The organism is Paraburkholderia nodosa (genome assembly GCF_001718195.1).
GTDB classification, from domain to species: Bacteria; Pseudomonadota; Gammaproteobacteria; order Burkholderiales; family Burkholderiaceae; genus Paraburkholderia; species Paraburkholderia nodosa_A.
The window spans coordinates 1-15,466 of record NZ_MCNV01000004.1 but is presented as its reverse complement, the minus strand read 5'-3'; the positions used below and the strand labels follow the sequence as shown (position 1 = coordinate 15,466).

General features: G+C 64.4%; 14 protein-coding genes and 1 pseudogene. 12 read left to right on the top strand and 3 right to left on the bottom strand.

Annotated elements, in window-relative coordinates; genetic code table 11:
• Positions 1-347: 347 nt before the first annotated feature.
• Positions 348-1,691 (top strand): replication initiation protein, encoded by a 1,344-nt coding sequence (locus tag BFD71_RS09305; protein ID WP_256094574.1) that lies wholly within the window; start codon positions 348-350, stop codon positions 1,689-1,691.
• Between the two features lie 254 nt (positions 1,692-1,945).
• On the opposite strand, the gene argG is transcribed toward BFD71_RS09305, so the two are convergent.
• The 3 genes and pseudogenes from argG to BFD71_RS09295 form a co-directional block, all read right to left on the bottom strand.
• Positions 1,946-3,280 (bottom strand): argininosuccinate synthase, encoded by a 1,335-nt coding sequence (gene argG / locus BFD71_RS09300; RefSeq protein WP_069263475.1) that lies wholly within the window; start codon positions 3,278-3,280, stop codon positions 1,946-1,948.
• A gap of 166 nt (positions 3,281-3,446) precedes the next feature.
• Positions 3,447-3,688: pseudogene (locus BFD71_RS38985) on the bottom strand (GntR family transcriptional regulator); the annotation flags it as partial.
• Between the two features lie 335 nt (positions 3,689-4,023).
• Positions 4,024-5,034: a glycosyltransferase family 2 protein gene (locus BFD71_RS09295; protein ID WP_069262984.1), complete on the bottom strand. Its 1,011-nt coding sequence runs from the start codon at positions 5,032-5,034 to the stop codon at positions 4,024-4,026.
• A gap of 76 nt (positions 5,035-5,110) precedes the next feature.
• Between BFD71_RS09295 and BFD71_RS40380 the strand changes: the two genes are divergently transcribed.
• The 11 genes from BFD71_RS40380 (at position 5,111) to BFD71_RS09245 (ending at position 15,014) form a co-directional block, all read left to right on the top strand.
• On the top strand, positions 5,111-5,293 hold the full coding sequence (locus BFD71_RS40380) for a hypothetical protein (protein WP_141710617.1): 183 nt from the start codon (positions 5,111-5,113) through the stop codon (positions 5,291-5,293).
• A 65-nt stretch (positions 5,294-5,358) separates the two neighbouring features.
• On the top strand, positions 5,359-6,444 hold the full coding sequence (locus tag BFD71_RS09290; RefSeq protein ID WP_069262983.1) for an FUSC family protein: 1,086 nt from the start codon (positions 5,359-5,361) through the stop codon (positions 6,442-6,444).
• A gap of 399 nt (positions 6,445-6,843) precedes the next feature.
• Positions 6,844-8,127 carry an MFS transporter gene (locus tag BFD71_RS09285; RefSeq protein ID WP_069262982.1) on the top strand — a complete coding sequence of 428 codons (1,284 nt, stop codon included), beginning with the start codon at positions 6,844-6,846 and terminating at the stop codon, positions 8,125-8,127.
• Positions 8,128-8,214: 87 nt separating this feature from the next.
• On the top strand, positions 8,215-9,144 hold the full coding sequence (locus BFD71_RS09280; RefSeq protein WP_069262981.1) for a LysR family transcriptional regulator: 930 nt from the start codon (positions 8,215-8,217) through the stop codon (positions 9,142-9,144).
• A gap of 130 nt (positions 9,145-9,274) precedes the next feature.
• Positions 9,275-9,769 (top strand): hydroxyquinol 1,2-dioxygenase, encoded by a 495-nt coding sequence (locus BFD71_RS09275; RefSeq protein WP_069262980.1) that lies wholly within the window; start codon positions 9,275-9,277, stop codon positions 9,767-9,769.
• A gap of 41 nt (positions 9,770-9,810) precedes the next feature.
• Positions 9,811-10,830, top strand: coding sequence for a hydroxyquinol 1,2-dioxygenase (locus BFD71_RS09270; RefSeq protein WP_069262979.1), 1,020 nt, complete (start codon positions 9,811-9,813; stop codon positions 10,828-10,830).
• 52 nt (positions 10,831-10,882) lie between these two features.
• Entirely contained in the window at positions 10,883-12,349 is a 1,467-nt protein-coding gene (locus BFD71_RS09265; protein WP_069262978.1) for an aldehyde dehydrogenase family protein, read from the top strand.
• Positions 12,350-12,356: 7 nt separating this feature from the next.
• Complete coding sequence (locus BFD71_RS09260; protein WP_069262977.1) at positions 12,357-13,424, top strand: maleylacetate reductase; 1,068 nt, start codon at positions 12,357-12,359, stop codon at positions 13,422-13,424.
• Between the two features lie 55 nt (positions 13,425-13,479).
• Positions 13,480-14,352, top strand: a complete 873-nt coding sequence (locus BFD71_RS09255; protein ID WP_069262976.1) for an intradiol ring-cleavage dioxygenase — start codon at positions 13,480-13,482, stop codon at positions 14,350-14,352.
• The gene (locus BFD71_RS09250; RefSeq protein WP_069262975.1) at positions 14,349-14,669 is read left to right on the top strand and encodes a YciI family protein; all 321 of its coding nucleotides are present in this window, start codon (positions 14,349-14,351) and stop codon (positions 14,667-14,669) included. Before BFD71_RS09255 ends, BFD71_RS09250 begins: the two co-directional genes overlap by 4 nt.
• A 3-nt stretch (positions 14,670-14,672) precedes the next feature.
• Positions 14,673-15,014, top strand: a complete 342-nt coding sequence (locus BFD71_RS09245) for a Rieske (2Fe-2S) protein (protein WP_069262974.1) — start codon at positions 14,673-14,675, stop codon at positions 15,012-15,014.
• Positions 15,015-15,466 lie beyond the last annotated feature (452 nt).

Below are 15,466 nucleotides of genomic sequence, written 5' to 3'. Positions count from 1 at the left end.
TCTTTTTTTGTGAGCGGTTTGTTTGTTTACTTAAAGATAAAAACCCACCAACCAACTAACGTACGCACCCATTTTCTTGTTTTTCAAGGACTTGCCTTTCAAAAGCACCGTTCTATGTGCTCGCTGCACCGTTTTATGTGCGGCCGGGTGCCGTTTTATGTGCCGCCGCTGTAGAGATATTTGTGCGATCAGGTACGTTTTTTGTGCGCGAGCCGAATCCGGTGCCTGTTTGAGGTAACGTTTATTGTGTTGACTTGTGTTTGCGTAGTGATAGAGTGCCCGCCAATGTCGACGGGGAGAGCGTGCGTATGTCGGAGGAGAGCGGGCGAAGGACTACAACACTGCAGATGTCGCTGGGTCTCTTTGAGGAGATGTCCGGCCAGCCGATCAATGAGAGCACGCGGGAGATCGGTTTTCAGCGCAACAACGTGTTCGTCGCCATCAATGGGCTTGGGCTGTCTTCGCGCCGTTTCATCGACGCCGCCTATTTCATTGCCGCCCAGGAACCCGCGCCGCGCGATATCTACGACGTCGACCTGAATTACTTCAAGTGGCTCATGCGCTATGAGAGCCGCAATGTGCGCCATTTGCAGAGCGTCATCAAGGAAGCGCAGCGCGTGCTGATCGAGGTGACCGACACGCCGCCCGACCGCGCGCCCAGCGAAGACGACCAGTGGATTTCCGAGCAACTGATGGGCAGCGTCAAGATCGGCAAGGGGCGCATCCAGTTCCGCATTCCGCCGCTCATGCTGCGCCACATCACCGGGCCCGACAAGCATCACTGGCTGAACCTGTGCATCACGGCGTCGTTCTCGCAGACCTACGCGCGCGCGATCTACGACTATGTGTTGCCCTTCGTGGCGGCCGGCTTGACCGACTGGATCGAGCTCGACGTCATGCGGCGCTGGCCCGGCAAACTCGGTACGAGCGCGTCGGAGTTCAAGCATTTCCGGCCCAAGTATCTCGATCCGGCGGTGCGCCAGATCAACGAGCTATCCGACATCGACCTCAGCTACGAAACCCGGGCCGACTCGGAAACCTCGCGCAAAATCAACAAGATCCGCTTCCGGATGAAGCGCAAGGACACGGTCGCCGCGCTGCTTTCGCGGCAGCCCGACGCGCACGACCTGCTGCTCACGCTCAAGGAGGAGTTCGGCCTCTCCAACAAGCAGTTCGACGTGATCGCGGAGCATCGCATGAGTTGGACCGACGAGCGCATCCAGCAGGCCATCGAATACACGCGTTTCCGGCTCAACCAGGGCAAGGTGACCAAGAGCCCTGCGGGCTATCTGATGAAGGCGTTGAGCCACAACTGGCAGGTCTCGGAGGCCGAGCGCAAGATGGTGGCGATCCAGGGCGAGCTGGCCGTGGCTGCGACGGCTCAGGAGACCGCCAGGACGGTCGCGACCACGGCGGTGAAGCAGAGCATCGCGGCGCGCGACGAAGAGGCGCGCTCGCAGCGCAACGAGGAGGTCAAGCAAGGCCGCGAGCACTTCGAATCGGCCGACGAGAAGACCCGCAAGGAGCTGGTGCGGCTCTACATCGCCTCGCAGGCCGGCAAGCTCATGCTGCGCCGCCTGAAGCTCGAGGCGGGGGCGCTCTCCGACGGGAACATCCTCAACCACTCCGATCTGTCGTGGTATTTCGGGCAATTCGTCTACGGGAAGATGAAGCAACTTGCCGCGCAGTGAGTGTCTTCAATACGCTCGACGGCTGATATGTCGGTGGGCGTATTTCAGCCTGGTCTCGCAGTCCGTCACTGCCTTCCGCGCTCACGCAGCGGAAAACATCCAGTCGATCAACGAGTTAGGGCACTCGTCCCAGGTGTTCTCCACAAGCTTGCCAACAAAATCTGTGGGTAACTCGAACGCCAGTCGCAAACCCGCGCAGACATAAAAAAAGGGAAGGCCCAGTGCCTTCCCTTTCTCCCTTGAGCGACGACGCCTTACTTCTTCTCGTCGTTCAGCTGCGGCAGCGTATAAGCCGCACCCGGTGCGAGCAGACCGACCTTCGAGTACACACGCAGCTTCTCGCGCGTGTCGGTGATGTCGAGGTTGCGCATCGTCAGCTGGCCGATACGGTCGCGCGGCGAGAACGTCGAGGCGACCTTCTCCATCGACAGACGCTCCGGCTGATACGTGAGGTTGTCCGACTTCGTGCTGAGGATCGAGTAGTCGTTGCCGCGGCGCAGTTCGATCTTCACTTCGCCGGTGATGGCGCGCGCCACCCAGTGCTGGGCCGTCTCACGCAGCATGATGGCCTGCGGGTCGAACCAGCGGCCCTGGTACAGCAGGCGGCCCAGGCGGCGGCCGTTTTCGCGGTACTGCTCGATGGTGTCTTCGTTGTGGATGCCCGTCACGAGGCGCTCATACGCGATGTGAAGCAGCGCCAGACCCGGGGCTTCGTAGATGCCGCGGCTCTTCGCCTCGATGATGCGGTTTTCGATCTGGTCGCTCATGCCCAGACCGTGACGGCCGCCGATGCGGTTCGCCTCGAGCAGCAGTTCCACGGCGTTCGGGAAAGTCTGGCCGTTCAGCGCGACCGGCTGGCCTTCCTCGAAGCGGATCGTCACTTCTTCGCGGTCGATCTTGACGTCGTCGCGCCAGAACGCCACGCCCATGATCGGGTTCACGATCTTGATGCCGCTTTCCAGGCTTTCGAGGTCCTTCGCTTCGTGCGTTGCGCCGAGCAGATTCGAGTCCGTCGAATAGGCCTTCTCGGCCGACATCTTGTATTCGAAGCCCGACTGGCGCATGAACTCCGACATTTCGGAGCGGCCGCCCAGTTCGTCGATGAACTGCTGGTCGAGCCACGGCTTGTAGATCTTCAGGTCCGGATTGACGAGCAGGCCATAGCGGTAGAAGCGCTCGATGTCGTTGCCCTTGTAGGTCGAACCGTCGCCCCAGATGTTGACGCCGTCTTCCTTCATCGCCGCCACGAGCATCGTGCCCGTCACAGCGCGGCCGATCGGGGTCGTATTGAAGTACGTGACGCCGGCCGTCGAGATGTGGAACGCGCCGCATTGCAGGGCGGCGATGCCTTCCGCCACGAGTTGCGCGCGGCAGTCGATCAGGCGTGCACCGGCGGCGCCGTATTCGGTCGCGCGGCGCGGGATCGAATCGTAGTCGTCTTCGTCGGGCTGGCCCAGGTTCGCCGTATAGGCGTAAGGCACGGCGCCCTTGAGCTTCATCCAGTGCAGCGCGGCGCTGGTGTCGAGGCCGCCGGAGAAGGCGATACCGACCTTTTGGCCGGTCGGAAGGCTTTCAAGAATTGTGCTCATGATGAGAAAGAACCCGGTAGAACGAGAATACGGAAGGAATTCGGTCGAATCGTCAAGTATGTTGTATCCCCGGCCTTTCGGCAAGCCTGGCGGGGAGGGCGGCAGGCCCCGTTCGACGCGGTGTCCGCGTTAATAAAAAAGGGGCGCAGCGAGGGCGCTTGCTCAGCGCAGGCTGCGGGCGGCGGCGCGGCGACCAGTCGACGAGGCCTTCGCGCGCGAGCGCGAAAAGCGCCTCACGCACGGGCGTAGGGCTCACACCGAAGCGTTTGGCGAGATCGACCGAATTCGGGTCGTCGCCGGGACGAGCCGGCCTTCGATGATGCCGCGCGCCACTCGGTCGACAATCTCGGCGACGCTCGACTGCTCGCCCGTTTCCAGGGCGGCCAGTACGCCGACGTCTTCATCCATGCGCTTTCTTTCCCCCGGGGCGCCGCGACCGGGCGCAGCGCCGCGGAGTGTAACAAATCCGCCGCCCGCTTCGCTCTCGAAATCGCAGGGCGGTTACGGAGATGTCAACACGGTCGCGAGAAGGTCTCGGAGAAAGGCGGGAATTCGCCATATGCTGAATCCAACTGTCGACACTAAAAGGCAATCCAATCGACTACCGGTCCGGCAAGGAGACGCCATGTACAGGTGCGCTCGCCAACGCCATGTGCGCGTATTCCAACGAGACGGACGACTGCGAGCCCGTCACGAAAGGTGCACCCCAGACCTGCAGCCCCGTTCACGGCGTGATGCATTCGCTACGGCATGCGCGTTCGGGACGTATCCACGACCTGCTCGTCCTTCATGCCCAACAGGGCGACGGGCTCCGCGCCGGGCCGCCGCGTGGCTTTCCAGATCATCAGCAGGTGATAGTAGAGTCGCGGGCTGAAGCCGAAGCGGTACGCGTAGAGATTGCAGAGTGCGAGCTGCAGCCCGGCGCGCGCCTCGCGATTGCGCGCGAGCAGCGAGACAACGATCGGCACGAGCCGGCGCATGGCGAGCTTGCGCGCCGGTTCGAGTTCGGGCGGCAACGTGAGGCTGTTGAGAAAACGCCACGCCGAGATCGACGAGGCATTGATGCTCGTGCGCGTCGCCTGGGATACCGAAACGTCTGTGATGCGATAGCACGAAACGTATTCGTTCACGTAGCACACGCGCTTTGCCGCGAGGCACAGGCGCGTGCCGAACACGTAATCGCAGCAGGTGCCGTAGTGGTCGTCGTAGCCGATGCGCTTGACGAGCGCCGCATTGGCAAGCCAGCCGTTGTTGGGGAACATCTGCACGATGCCCACGCGGCCCGGCGGGTGTTGCAGTCCCGCGGCGCTGGCCGTACGGTGATACGCGATGTTCATGCGTTCGCTGGCCGCGTGCATGATGCGCCCGTCGTGATCGGTTTCGTATTGATCGCCGAACGCGACTTCCAGATCCGGATAACGCTCCCACTGCGCAAGCAGCTTCTCGATGCAGTGCACGAGCAGATAGTCGTCGTCGTGGATCAGGAGGATCTTGTCTCCGCTCGCCCGCTCGAAAAGGCTGGCCACGTTGGGCGCCTGGCCGAGCGCCGGCACGTTGCGCCGGTAGGCGATGCGCGGGTCGTCTCCGTAACGCGAGGCGATCAGCTGCTGCGTGCGATCGTCGCTCGAGTCGTCGCCGATCACGATCTCGATGTTCGCATGCGTTTGCATGAGGCACGATTCGATGCAGCGAACCAGCAGTTCAGGCCGGTTGTACGTCGGCAGGCAAATGGAGACCTTCGTTGTTGTCGTCATGGGCAGACCCCAGTGCTTGAGGGATGCGGAGACGTTCGCAAAAGTGGGTTCGTAATGCGAACTTCATCCGTTGCACATGACGGTAAAGGAACAAAACGCGAAAGAAATTGAAAATAATTCGCAAGGAATGCGCCTTGCGCAGCGCGGCCCGCAAAGCCAACACTGGCCGGCATTCGCACAAAGTGCCGACGTTTGGTCTTACAAATCGGAAAAAAATCCGGGGTGGAAAAATGCTCCGGAATCGTCTGAGGTGGACTGAGTGCCGGAACAGTCGCGTCAATCGCGTTAACATTGGCGCTCCGCCTGAAACGACCGACGGCATCCATGGCCACCATCTCCTACGCCCACAAACCGCTCACGCCGTTTCGCCGTGCGCTCGCACGCTTTTCCCTCTCCGAACTCGCGAAATACACGAAACTCACGCTCGGCATGTGGATCGGATTCGGCGTGCCGTACGCGTGCGGGTATCCCGAGGCGGCGGTCGCGCTTTCCGGCTCGGCGATGCTCACACTCGCGCTCGGCAGTTCCATCTCGGCGGCGCGCGGATACTTCCACAAACGCGTGATGTCGAATCTCGTCGCGATGCCGATCGGCACGCTGCTGATCTGGCTGACCGCGCCGCATTTGTGGCTGGGCGTGATCCTGCTGCCGCTCGTGATCTTCGCGATCGTGCGCATGCGGCCTTCGGTGTTCCAGATGACGAGCATCACCGTGCCGATGACGCTCGTGCTCTACACGGGCGAGCACATACCGCTGCTGGAGCAGCGCCTGATCGGCGTGGTGCTCGGCATGCTGCTCGGTTTCATCATCCAGCAGGTTGCCTTTCCGCCCGATCACGGCTTCTGGGCGAATACGCTCGTGAACGACGGCAACGCACAGGCCGAAGCCTTGCTCACCGAGGTCGCAACGAAAACGCTGGACCGCGCGAAACTGAAATCGGCGACGGCTGCGCTGCGGGTGTCGAGCAGCAATCTGAAGCAGGCGCACGATCTCCTCAAGTCCGATCTCGAGCAGTCGTGGGTGTCGGCGCATTTGAAGCGCAATCGGGATCGCCTGCCGCTGTTCGCGTGCTACCACGAACTGTTCGATTCGATCGTCGGCTTCCTTGAAACGCTCGATACGTTCAACGCGCAATACGAGGCGCTCGATACGCAATGGAAAGAGGCATACCGGCTCGGCCTCGCGCGCCTCGTGGACGTGCACCGGCAACTGGCTTCGCAGGCCGACCTTCGGGTGGAGCGCCCAGGTCTACTCGTGGAGCCGCTGACTCGCGGTGAACTGCATGCGCTTGTCGAAGCGCTGCCCGCAACGGGCGTGTTCACGAGCGTCTATCTCGGGCATTTGACCGGCTACGGCATCCTGCTGAGCCGTCTGAGCGACATGCATACCGAGCACTTGCGCAAAGCGTGAGCGCCGCACTCATTCCTCGCTGATTTTCCCCGCGATCCGCGCGGCGGCGGCCTGCAGATCGCTCGGGCCCGTGCAATTCATGCGCTGAAAGCCTACCGCCCCGCGCGCCAGCGAGCGTCTACCCGTAATTGTCCTGGGGTGGGCGCGCCGCGATGCAACGCGTGGCGCGCCCCGCTCGCAGCGTCCCGTCTGCCGTGCCCGGCGGCCTTGCGCGCCCGATTGTTCGCGATCCGCGAATGACGTATTCGGGCGTTATCCGGTACTGATCACGCCGCGCTTGCGACTATCTTTGCGTCGTCGATGTCGATGGCGTCCCGCGCAGTGGCGCACGTCGCGTCGCACACCCGTTTTCGACCATGAACGAGTGGCGCGGCATCCGGCCGGCCCAAGGAGACAGAGATGAAACCGAACACATGGGACACGGCCTACGAATGGAAAGCCGTGACGCTGCTGGCACTGGGCTTCGGCCTGGTGGGCCTCGACCGCTGGCTGATCGCGCCGTTGTTCCCGTCCATCATGAAGGACCTCAACCTCAATGCGCAGGATGTCGGCAATTGCATCGGTATCCTGGGCCTTTCGTGGGGCGTGTTCGCGGCGGTCATGGGCGGCATGTCCGACAAGGTGGGGCGGCGCAAGGTGCTGATCCCGGCGATCATCGCGTTCTCGCTGCTCTCGGGCTTCTCGGGCCTCGCAGGCGGCTTCGCGAGCCTGCTGGCCGTGCGCGCGCTGATGGGCGTGGCGGAGGGTTCTTTCTGCCCGACCAGCTTCGCCGCCACCGCCGATGCCTCGCATCCGAAGCGACGCGGCTTCAATCTCGGACTCCAGCAAAGCGGCTTCGCGCTGTTCGGGCTCGCGCTTTCGCCGATCATCGCGACGCAGTTGCTGGGTGTGATGAGCTGGCGCTGGGTGTTCGCACTCGTCTCGGTGCCGGGCCTCATTCTCGGCTTGCTGATGTACCGCGTGATCCGTGAGCCGCAAGGCGCGCCTGCGCCTGATTCGGGCGCATCCGCGGCGAAGGCAGAACGCGGCCACTGGCGTGACGTGATTCGCAGCCGCAATATCCCTGTGGCGATGGTCGCGCTCTTCTGCGCCATGACGGGCGTGTTCGTGCTCGGCGCCATGCTGCCGCTCTATCTCACGCAGTACCTTTCGCTCGACACCCAGCGCATGGGCGTGGTGGCCTCGGCAATTGGCTTTGGCGGTTTCGTCGGACAGTTCGGCTTGCCGGGGCTTTCGGATCTGTTGGGCCGGCGCCTCGCGAGCGTCGTCGGCTTTGTGGGCACTGCTGTCATGCTGATCGTGTTTCGCGGTCTCGGCGCGCAGCCGTTCGCGCTCTTCGCGGTGCTGTTCGCGGCGTCTTTCTTCACGCTCGGCCTTGTTTCGCTGCTCTCGGGGCCGGTTGCCACAGAAGCCGCGCCGGCCGGCATGGTCTCGACTTCGATCGGCCTCGTGGTGGGCGCGGGCGAAATCTTCGGCGGCGGCGTGGCGCCCGCACTCGCCGGATTCGTGGCAGCGCATTTCGGTATCCAGAACATTTTGTGGCTGCCGATCGGCGCGGTGTTCCTCGGCGTACTGGTGAGCCTCTTCCTCAAGGAAACCGCGCCCGCCAAGCTGCGGCGCAGCGAGGCCGCCGCCCCCGTTGCCCCCGGCGCGCCCTTGCCCGCAGCGGGGCAGGCCGAGTAGCGTGCGCGCCGCCCGTGCAGAGCGGCGCGAGCGCCCGGAGGCGGGCCCTATACTTGAAGGGCCCGAACCCGAGAAGAAGAGAGGAGCATGGACCGATTCCTGAGCATCGAAGCGTTTGTGCGCGTGGCGGAAACGAGCAGTTTCGCGGAGGCGGCCCGGCAACTCGGCGTGACCAGTTCGGTCGTGACGAATCGTATCCAGCAACTGGAGAAGTTCGTCAACGCGCCGCTCTTTCATCGCAGCACGCGGCACGTGCGCCTCTCCGAAGTCGGCGAGGCGTTTTATCGTGAGTGCGCGGAGGTGGTGGGGCGTGTGAACGAGCTGACCGACCAGATGCGCGAGCTGCGCGCCACGCCCACTGGCAGGCTGCGCATCCAGATGTTGCCGGGCTTCGCGCTGGGCCATTTCGGCGCGCCGCTCGCCGAGTTCAACCGCCGCTATCCCGGCATCCAGCTCGACGTGATCGTCAACGACCGCGTGGTCGATCCGATCGAAGAAGGCTTCGACGTCGCTTTCCAGATCTTCCCGCCGATTTCCGATTCGCTGATCGAGCGACGGCTCTTTTCGGTGCGGCGGCTCTTTTGCGCCACGCCCGCTTATCTGGAGGAGCATGGCGCGCCGCAGCATCCGCGCGAATTGCTGCAGCACACCACGGCGCTCTATTCGGGCTATCCCTCGCGCAACCGCTGGACGATGACTCGCGGCGACGAAGTCGTGGAGATGGAGTTGCCCGGCATGATCCGCTCGAACTCCGTGCATTTGCTGCGCGATTACGCGCTCACGGGCGGCGGCGTGGTGTGCCTGCCTACGCTCGTGGCGAGCGAGGCGCTCCTAAACGGTTCGCTCGTGCCGATCCTCACCGACTACCACCTATCGGCATTGAGTTTTGCCGCCGTATATCCCTCCACGCAGCGCCAGGCCCTGAAAGTGAAGGCGCTGGTGGAGTTTCTGGCCGAGTATCTGGGCCCCGAGCCCGCCTGGGACGTGCCGCTGATCGAGCGCGGCTGGGTGCGCTAGCGCCTGCGACGATCGCCTGCCGCGATTATTTGCGAAACGCGAATGCCGTAGTTGCCTGGCCACCGGTTGTTACCGCCGCGCAGCGCTCCTAAAGTGGATTCCAACGAACCTTCCAAAACAGGAGACAGCCATGACCGATTCGTCATTCCACACCGCCTTCGGTTCGCTCGAGCAGTATCGCAAGGGCGAGATCGAAATCACGAGCGGCGACGCCCGCCACTATGTTTTCTCCAATGTCTTCGAAGTCGCCGCAAGCTCTGCGCCCTACGAGAAAGTCGTGGTCGGCAAGAACCTCGACTACGTGATCGAGGTGCTGCGCACGGAAGGGCAATCGCGCTGGTTCGCCTGCGTACACGATGAGTTCGCGATCCTGATGGATGGCGAAGTGCGCATCGACTTCATCAAGCTCGATACGCCGCCCAAGGGCGGTACGGGCACGGTCGACGCGGGCGAGCAGCCCGCGGGCCGCAAGATGGGCCACGTGGTGTTGCGCCGCGGCCATCAAGCGCTGCTGCCGGCCGGCTGCGCGTATCGCTTCAGCGCGCAAAAGGCTGGCGTGGCACTCGTGCAGACCATGGCCGGTGAACTGTCCGTGCAGAAGTGGGCGGATATCTGCCTGCACTGACAACACGCGCTATCCGAACACTCGACTACTGGAGACACGACATGGCCACCCTCGATACCCTCGACCATTCCGCAGGCTTCGCCGCCGACACCGTGCGCGCGAGCGAGCCCGACGCCGTGACCGGCTATCGCCGCTACACGCTCGGCGCGTTCGAATTCACGCGCGACGAGTACTTCGTGAAAGTGCTGTGGCCCGCGAAAGGGCAGACGCGCACGCACGCCATCCCCGCCGACGCCTTCCTGCGCGCCATGATGCGCGACGTGGCCTGGGGCTTCTTCTACGGCTGGGTGAACTTCGATCACGTATTCGGCACGCGCAACCACTACGGCAAGGTGGACGTGTATGCGGGCTCGTTCAACGGCATCATGAAGGACGCCGGCGTGGACTATATCGAGACATTCGAAACGCCCACCATCATGGCGACCTTCAAGGCGATCCTGCACGACTGGACCAACGAAGGCTTCGACCCGTTCGCCGCGCCCGAGGAAACCGGTACCGCATTCGGCCGCAAGCATGGCGAGAACGATGCCGCGATCGAGCGTACGCGCATCGCCACCCGCCGCATGCCGGGCCTCGAAGGCGACTCGCCGCTGCGCGACGACCTCCCGGTGAACCGCGCCTTCGCCGACGTGCCTCAGGACAACCCCGAAGTGCACGCCGAGCCCGGCTTCGAAGGCGAGCTGCACGCGTTCAACCTCTTCAAGTACCTCTCGCGCTCGGACGTGACATGGAACCCCTCGGTCACTTCGGTGTGCGGCCAGAGCCTGTTCTGCCCGACCACGGAGGAATACATCCTGCCGGTTTTCCACGGCAACGACCGCGTGGAATGGTTCCTGCAGCTCTCCGACGAGATCGTCTGGGACATCGGCGACAAGAACACAGGCGCGCCGCGCGCACGCATCACCATGCGCGCGGGCGACATTTGCGCCATGCCCGCCGATATCCGCCACCAGGGCTATTCGACCAAGCGCTCGATGCTGCTCGTGTGGGAGAACGCGACCGCAGGTTTGCCCAAGCGCTACGAGAGCGGCGAACTCAAGCCGTATCCGGTCGAGTTTTGAACGAGCTTCGCAGCTACACAGCAAGCCTTAAGCATCAACCGAGGAATGACTCATGCAAACGCAATTGTTCATCGCCGGCCGCTTCGTCGACGCCGTCGAGGGCGGCACCATCGACGTGCTCAATCCGCATGACGGCTCGCTGATCACGAAGATCGCCGCCGCCACCGCCGCCGACATCGATCTGGCCGTGGCCGCCGCTACGCGCGCCTTCCCGCAATGGTCGGCGATGCCGGCTGCCGAACGCGGCCGCCTGCTGCTGCGTCTGGCCGACGCCATCGAAGCGAACGGCGAAGAACTCGCGCAACTGGAATCGCTCGACACGGGGCACCCGATCCGCGATTCGCGCGCGCTGGACGTGCCGCGCACGGCGGCGTGCTTCCGCTACTTCGGCGGCATGGCCGACAAGCTGCAAGGCTCGGTCATTCCGGTCGAAACGGGCTTTCTCAACTACGTGCAGCGCGCGCCCATTGGCGTGGTGGGCCAGATCGTGCCGTGGAATTTCCCGCTCATGTTCACGAGCTGGAAGATGGGCCCGGCGCTCGCGGCCGGCAACACGGTGGTGCTGAAGCCCTCGGAAATCACGCCGCTTTCCACGCTGCGCATCGTCGAGCTGATGGCGGAAGTGGGCTTTCCCGCGGGTGTCGTCAACATCGTGCCGGGCTACGGACATACGGCCGGCCAGCGGCTTGCGGAACACGAGGGCGTGGGCAAGATCGCCTTCACCGGCTCGACGGCGACGGGGCGGCGCATCGTGGAGGCCTCGAAGGGCAACCTGAAGCGCGTGCAGCTCGAACTGGGCGGCAAGGGCGCCAATATCGTGTTCGACGACGCCAATCTCGACGCCGCCATCAACGGCGCGGCCTGGGCGATCTTCCACAACCAGGGGCAGGCGTGCATTGCGGGTTCGCGTCTGGTGCTGCACGAGCGCATCGCCGACGAATTTCTCGAACGCTTTGCGGCGCTCGCTACTTCGATTCGTGTCGGTAATCCTTTGGACCCCGAAACAGAAATGGGGCCGCTCACTTCGCTGCAGCATCTGGAGCGCGTGAAGGCCTTCGTGGACGTGGCGCGCGAGCAGGGCGGGCGCGTCCTCACGGGCGGCACCGCGCCGCAGGACCCTGCGCTCGCCAACGGCTACTACGTGCGCCCCACGGTGATCGAGGCGAAGACGCCGGACGATCGTATCGCGCAGGAAGAGGTGTTCGGCCCGTTCGTGACCGTGCTGCGCTTCAACTCCGACGAAGAAGCGCTCGCGATTGCCAACGGCACCGACTACGGTCTCGGCAGCGGCCTGTGGACGCGCGACCTCTCGCGCGCGCACAGCATCGCGGGCAAGATTCACGCGGGCATGTGCTGGGTGAACTGCTACAAGCGCGTGAATCCGGGCAGCCCGTTCGGCGGCGTCGGTCAATCGGGCTACGGTCGCGAAATGGGCTTCGAGGCGATGCACGACTACACGGAGGCCCGCTCGGTGTGGGTCAACGTGGACGCCCAGGTGCCGCCCCACTTCAAGCGTTGAGGCACGTATGGATCGCTTCGTTTATCAGGGCTTGCCGTCGCGCGTGGTGTTCGGCTGGGGCAACCTCGCGCGGTTGCCTGAAGAAGTGGAGCGGCTGGGCGCGCGCCGCGCGTTGATCCTCTCGACGCCCGAGCAGCGGCCGCTCGCTGAAGAAGTCGCGCGCCTGCTCGGCGAGCGCGCCGCGGGCATCCATGCCGAAGCGGTCATGCACGTGCCCGTGGAGGTCGCGCGGGCCGCACGCGAGAAAGCGGCGGCGCTGGACGCGCAGTGCTGCGTGGCCGTGGGCGGCGGCTCGACCATCGGCCTTGGCAAGGCCATCGCGCTCGAATCGGCGCTGCCGATCGTCGCCGTGCCCACGACCTATGCGGGCTCGGAGATGACGCCAATCTACGGTCTCACCGAAGGGCGTCTGAAAAAGACCGGGCGCGACCTGCGCGTGCTGCCGCGCACCGTGATCTACGATCCGTCGCTCACGGTCTCGCTGCCGGCCGGCATTTCGGCGGCTTCGGGAGTGAACGCCATCGCGCACGCGGTCGAGGCGCTCTACGCAGAGGACGCGAACCCGGTGATCAGCCTGATGGCCGAAGAATCGATTCGCGCGTTGGGCGACGCGCTGCCCGGTGTCGTGCGTCGCCCCGACGACGCGGCGATGCGCAGTCGCGCGCTGTATGGCGCATGGCTCGCGGGCACTTCCCTGGGCGCGGTGAGCATGGCGCTGCATCACAAGCTCTGCCACACGCTCGGCGGCACCTTCAACCTGCCGCACGCGCAAACGCATGCGGTCATGCTGCCGCATACGGCGCACTACAACCACGCGGCCGCGCCACACGCGCTCGAGCGTGTGGCGCGTGCGCTCGGCGGAGCGCAGGCGGACGAAGCCGGGCCACGGCTCTACGCGTTGAACGAGTCGCTTGGCATTGCGCTTTCGCTCGCGGAGATCGGTATGCCCGAAGCGGGCCTCGACGAAGCGGCCGATCTCGCGTGTACGAATGCCTATCCGAATCCGCGACCGTTGGAGCGCGCGGCGATCCGCGCATTGCTGCAACGCGCGTGGGAAGGCTTGGCGCCGCGTTAGCCGGGCCGTGCCACGCCGCGAGCGTGGCGCGCAAAACGAAGGAAAGGAGACAACCATGTCGATGCATGACACCGAAGCCGAACGCGCCTTGACGGAACAGGTCGTGGGCCGCTTCGCGAACACACCCGACGCGCGCCTGCGCACGCTGATGCAAAGCCTCGTGCGGCACCTGCACGCTTACGTGCGCGAAGTCGAGCCGACAGAGGCGGAGTGGTTTGCCGCGATCCGCTTTTTGACCGAGACGGGCCAGATGTGCGACGACGTCGTCCGCCAGGAATTCATCCTGCTTTCCGACACGCTGGGCGTGTCGATGCTCGTCGACGCGATCAACCACCGCTACGCTTCCGGCGCGACCGATACGACCGTGTTCGGCCCGTTCTATATCGAAGGCATGCCGGAACGCGCCTATGGCGAGAACATGGCGTTCACGCCGGGTACGCCGGCCCTCGTGCATGGCCGCGTGCTGACGACCGACGGCAAGCCAATCGCGAACGCCTTGCTCGACGTGTGGCAGACGGCGGACAACGGCATGTACTCGGGGCAGGACACCGAGCAACCGCACGGCAACCTGCGCGGCCGTTATCGCACCGACGCCGAAGGCCGCTATGCGATCCGCACCATCGTGCCCGTGTGCTATCCCATTCCGACCGACGGCCCGGTGGGCCGCATGCTCGACGCCACGGGGCGGCATCCGTGGCGGCCCGCCCATCTGCACTTCATGATCACGGCGCCGAGCCACAGCACGCTCGTGACGCACCTGTTCAACCAGAACGACCCGTATCTGGATTCGGATGCGGTGTTCGGCGTAAAGCCCTCGCTGCTCGTCGACTATCGCGAGCACGCGGCGGGCGAGGCGGCCGCGCAGCAGTTCGGCTTCGAGGGCGGCCTTCGCGAGGCGCGCTACGACTTCGTGCTGGAGCGCGCATGAGACCGCACACGCGCTACTACGCCGTATTCGCCACCGACAAGCCCGGCATGCGCGACGTTCGCGAGCGCGTGCGCGCGGTGCATCGCACCTATCTGCGCTCGGCCGCGCAACGCGGGGTGTTCGTGCGGCTGGGCGGCTCGACGCTCGCGCCGCATTGCGACGCGCTCAACGGCACGCTCCTCGTGATCGAGGCGGAAGGATACGACGACGTGATGCGCTTCGTGCGCGACGATCCCTATACGTTGGCGGGGTTGTTCGAGCACGTAGAGATTCGTCCGTGGGACTGGAATCTTGGCAATCCTGAGCAAAGAGTGTGAACCATGCAGACCGTGTGCCTGTGTTGCCTTGACGAGGTGCCCGACGGGGGCGCGCGCGTGATCGACGCCGCGCTCGCGGGGCGGCCGGTCGTCGTCGTGCGGCGTGCCGGCGAAGTATGGGCGTACGCGAACCGCTGCCCGCACTTCTCGGTGCCGCTCGACTACGAGCCCGGCCATGTGCCAACGTATCGCGCCCAGGTGATCATGTGCGCGCATCACAGCGCATTGTTTCGCTTCGAAGACGGGCAGTGCGTCGAAGGCCCGTGCGCGGGAGCGAAGCTCGATGCCATTCCCGTCTGGCTCGATGCGCAGTCCAACGTCGTGGCGCATTGCGGCGGCGCCTGATTGTCTACCACGCTCGGGGCATCGATGCTCGCACTGAGTCCGGCATGCGAATGCGAATGGCGCAGGAACAGTGCGAGCAGTTCAGGCCGCAGCCCGTCGCCGCGTTGAGCCGCGAGCGCGTGAAGGGCGAGGAGCGGAGCAAGCTGTGACATGATTCGACTCCCGTGCGCCGGTCTAAACCGGCAGAGTGTTGTGAATGAAAGAGTCATACGTTGAAGGCCTAGCCAGCCACGGCGGCCCCGAGTCATGCGTGTGTATCCGCAAGGATGCAGGCGAAGCGTTGATAGGGGTACGCGTGGGCCGGGTATTGAGCCGCGAAATACATGCCCCACGGCGAAAGTCGCGGGATGACCGGGGTGCCGAGGCGCTGGGAGTTCGCCGAAGGCCACACTGGTGCTGCCGCCATGGCGAGGCAGTGCCGGACCCCGCGCGGTCAGAGACCCCGCGCACGC

Coding starts and splice junctions, on each gene's coding strand:
- BFD71_RS09275 (WP_069262980.1), top strand. CDS start 9,275: ATGACCGATTCGTCATTCCACACCGCCTTCGGTTCGCTCGAGCAGTAT.
- BFD71_RS09305 (WP_256094574.1), top strand. CDS start 348: ATGTCGCTGGGTCTCTTTGAGGAGATGTCCGGCCAGCCGATCAATGAG.
- BFD71_RS09295 (WP_069262984.1), bottom strand. CDS start 5,034: ATGACGACAACAACGAAGGTCTCCATTTGCCTGCCGACGTACAACCGG.
- BFD71_RS09285 (WP_069262982.1), top strand. CDS start 6,844: ATGAAACCGAACACATGGGACACGGCCTACGAATGGAAAGCCGTGACG.
- BFD71_RS09250 (WP_069262975.1), top strand. CDS start 14,349: ATGAGACCGCACACGCGCTACTACGCCGTATTCGCCACCGACAAGCCC.
- BFD71_RS09255 (WP_069262976.1), top strand. CDS start 13,480: ATGTCGATGCATGACACCGAAGCCGAACGCGCCTTGACGGAACAGGTC.
- BFD71_RS09260 (WP_069262977.1), top strand. CDS start 12,357: ATGGATCGCTTCGTTTATCAGGGCTTGCCGTCGCGCGTGGTGTTCGGC.
- BFD71_RS09265 (WP_069262978.1), top strand. CDS start 10,883: ATGCAAACGCAATTGTTCATCGCCGGCCGCTTCGTCGACGCCGTCGAG.
- BFD71_RS09270 (WP_069262979.1), top strand. CDS start 9,811: ATGGCCACCCTCGATACCCTCGACCATTCCGCAGGCTTCGCCGCCGAC.
- BFD71_RS40380 (WP_141710617.1), top strand. CDS start 5,111: ATGACGGTAAAGGAACAAAACGCGAAAGAAATTGAAAATAATTCGCAA.
- BFD71_RS09280 (WP_069262981.1), top strand. CDS start 8,215: ATGGACCGATTCCTGAGCATCGAAGCGTTTGTGCGCGTGGCGGAAACG.
- BFD71_RS09245 (WP_069262974.1), top strand. CDS start 14,673: ATGCAGACCGTGTGCCTGTGTTGCCTTGACGAGGTGCCCGACGGGGGC.
- BFD71_RS09290 (WP_069262983.1), top strand. CDS start 5,359: ATGGCCACCATCTCCTACGCCCACAAACCGCTCACGCCGTTTCGCCGT.
- argG (WP_069263475.1), bottom strand. CDS start 3,280: ATGAGCACAATTCTTGAAAGCCTTCCGACCGGCCAAAAGGTCGGTATC.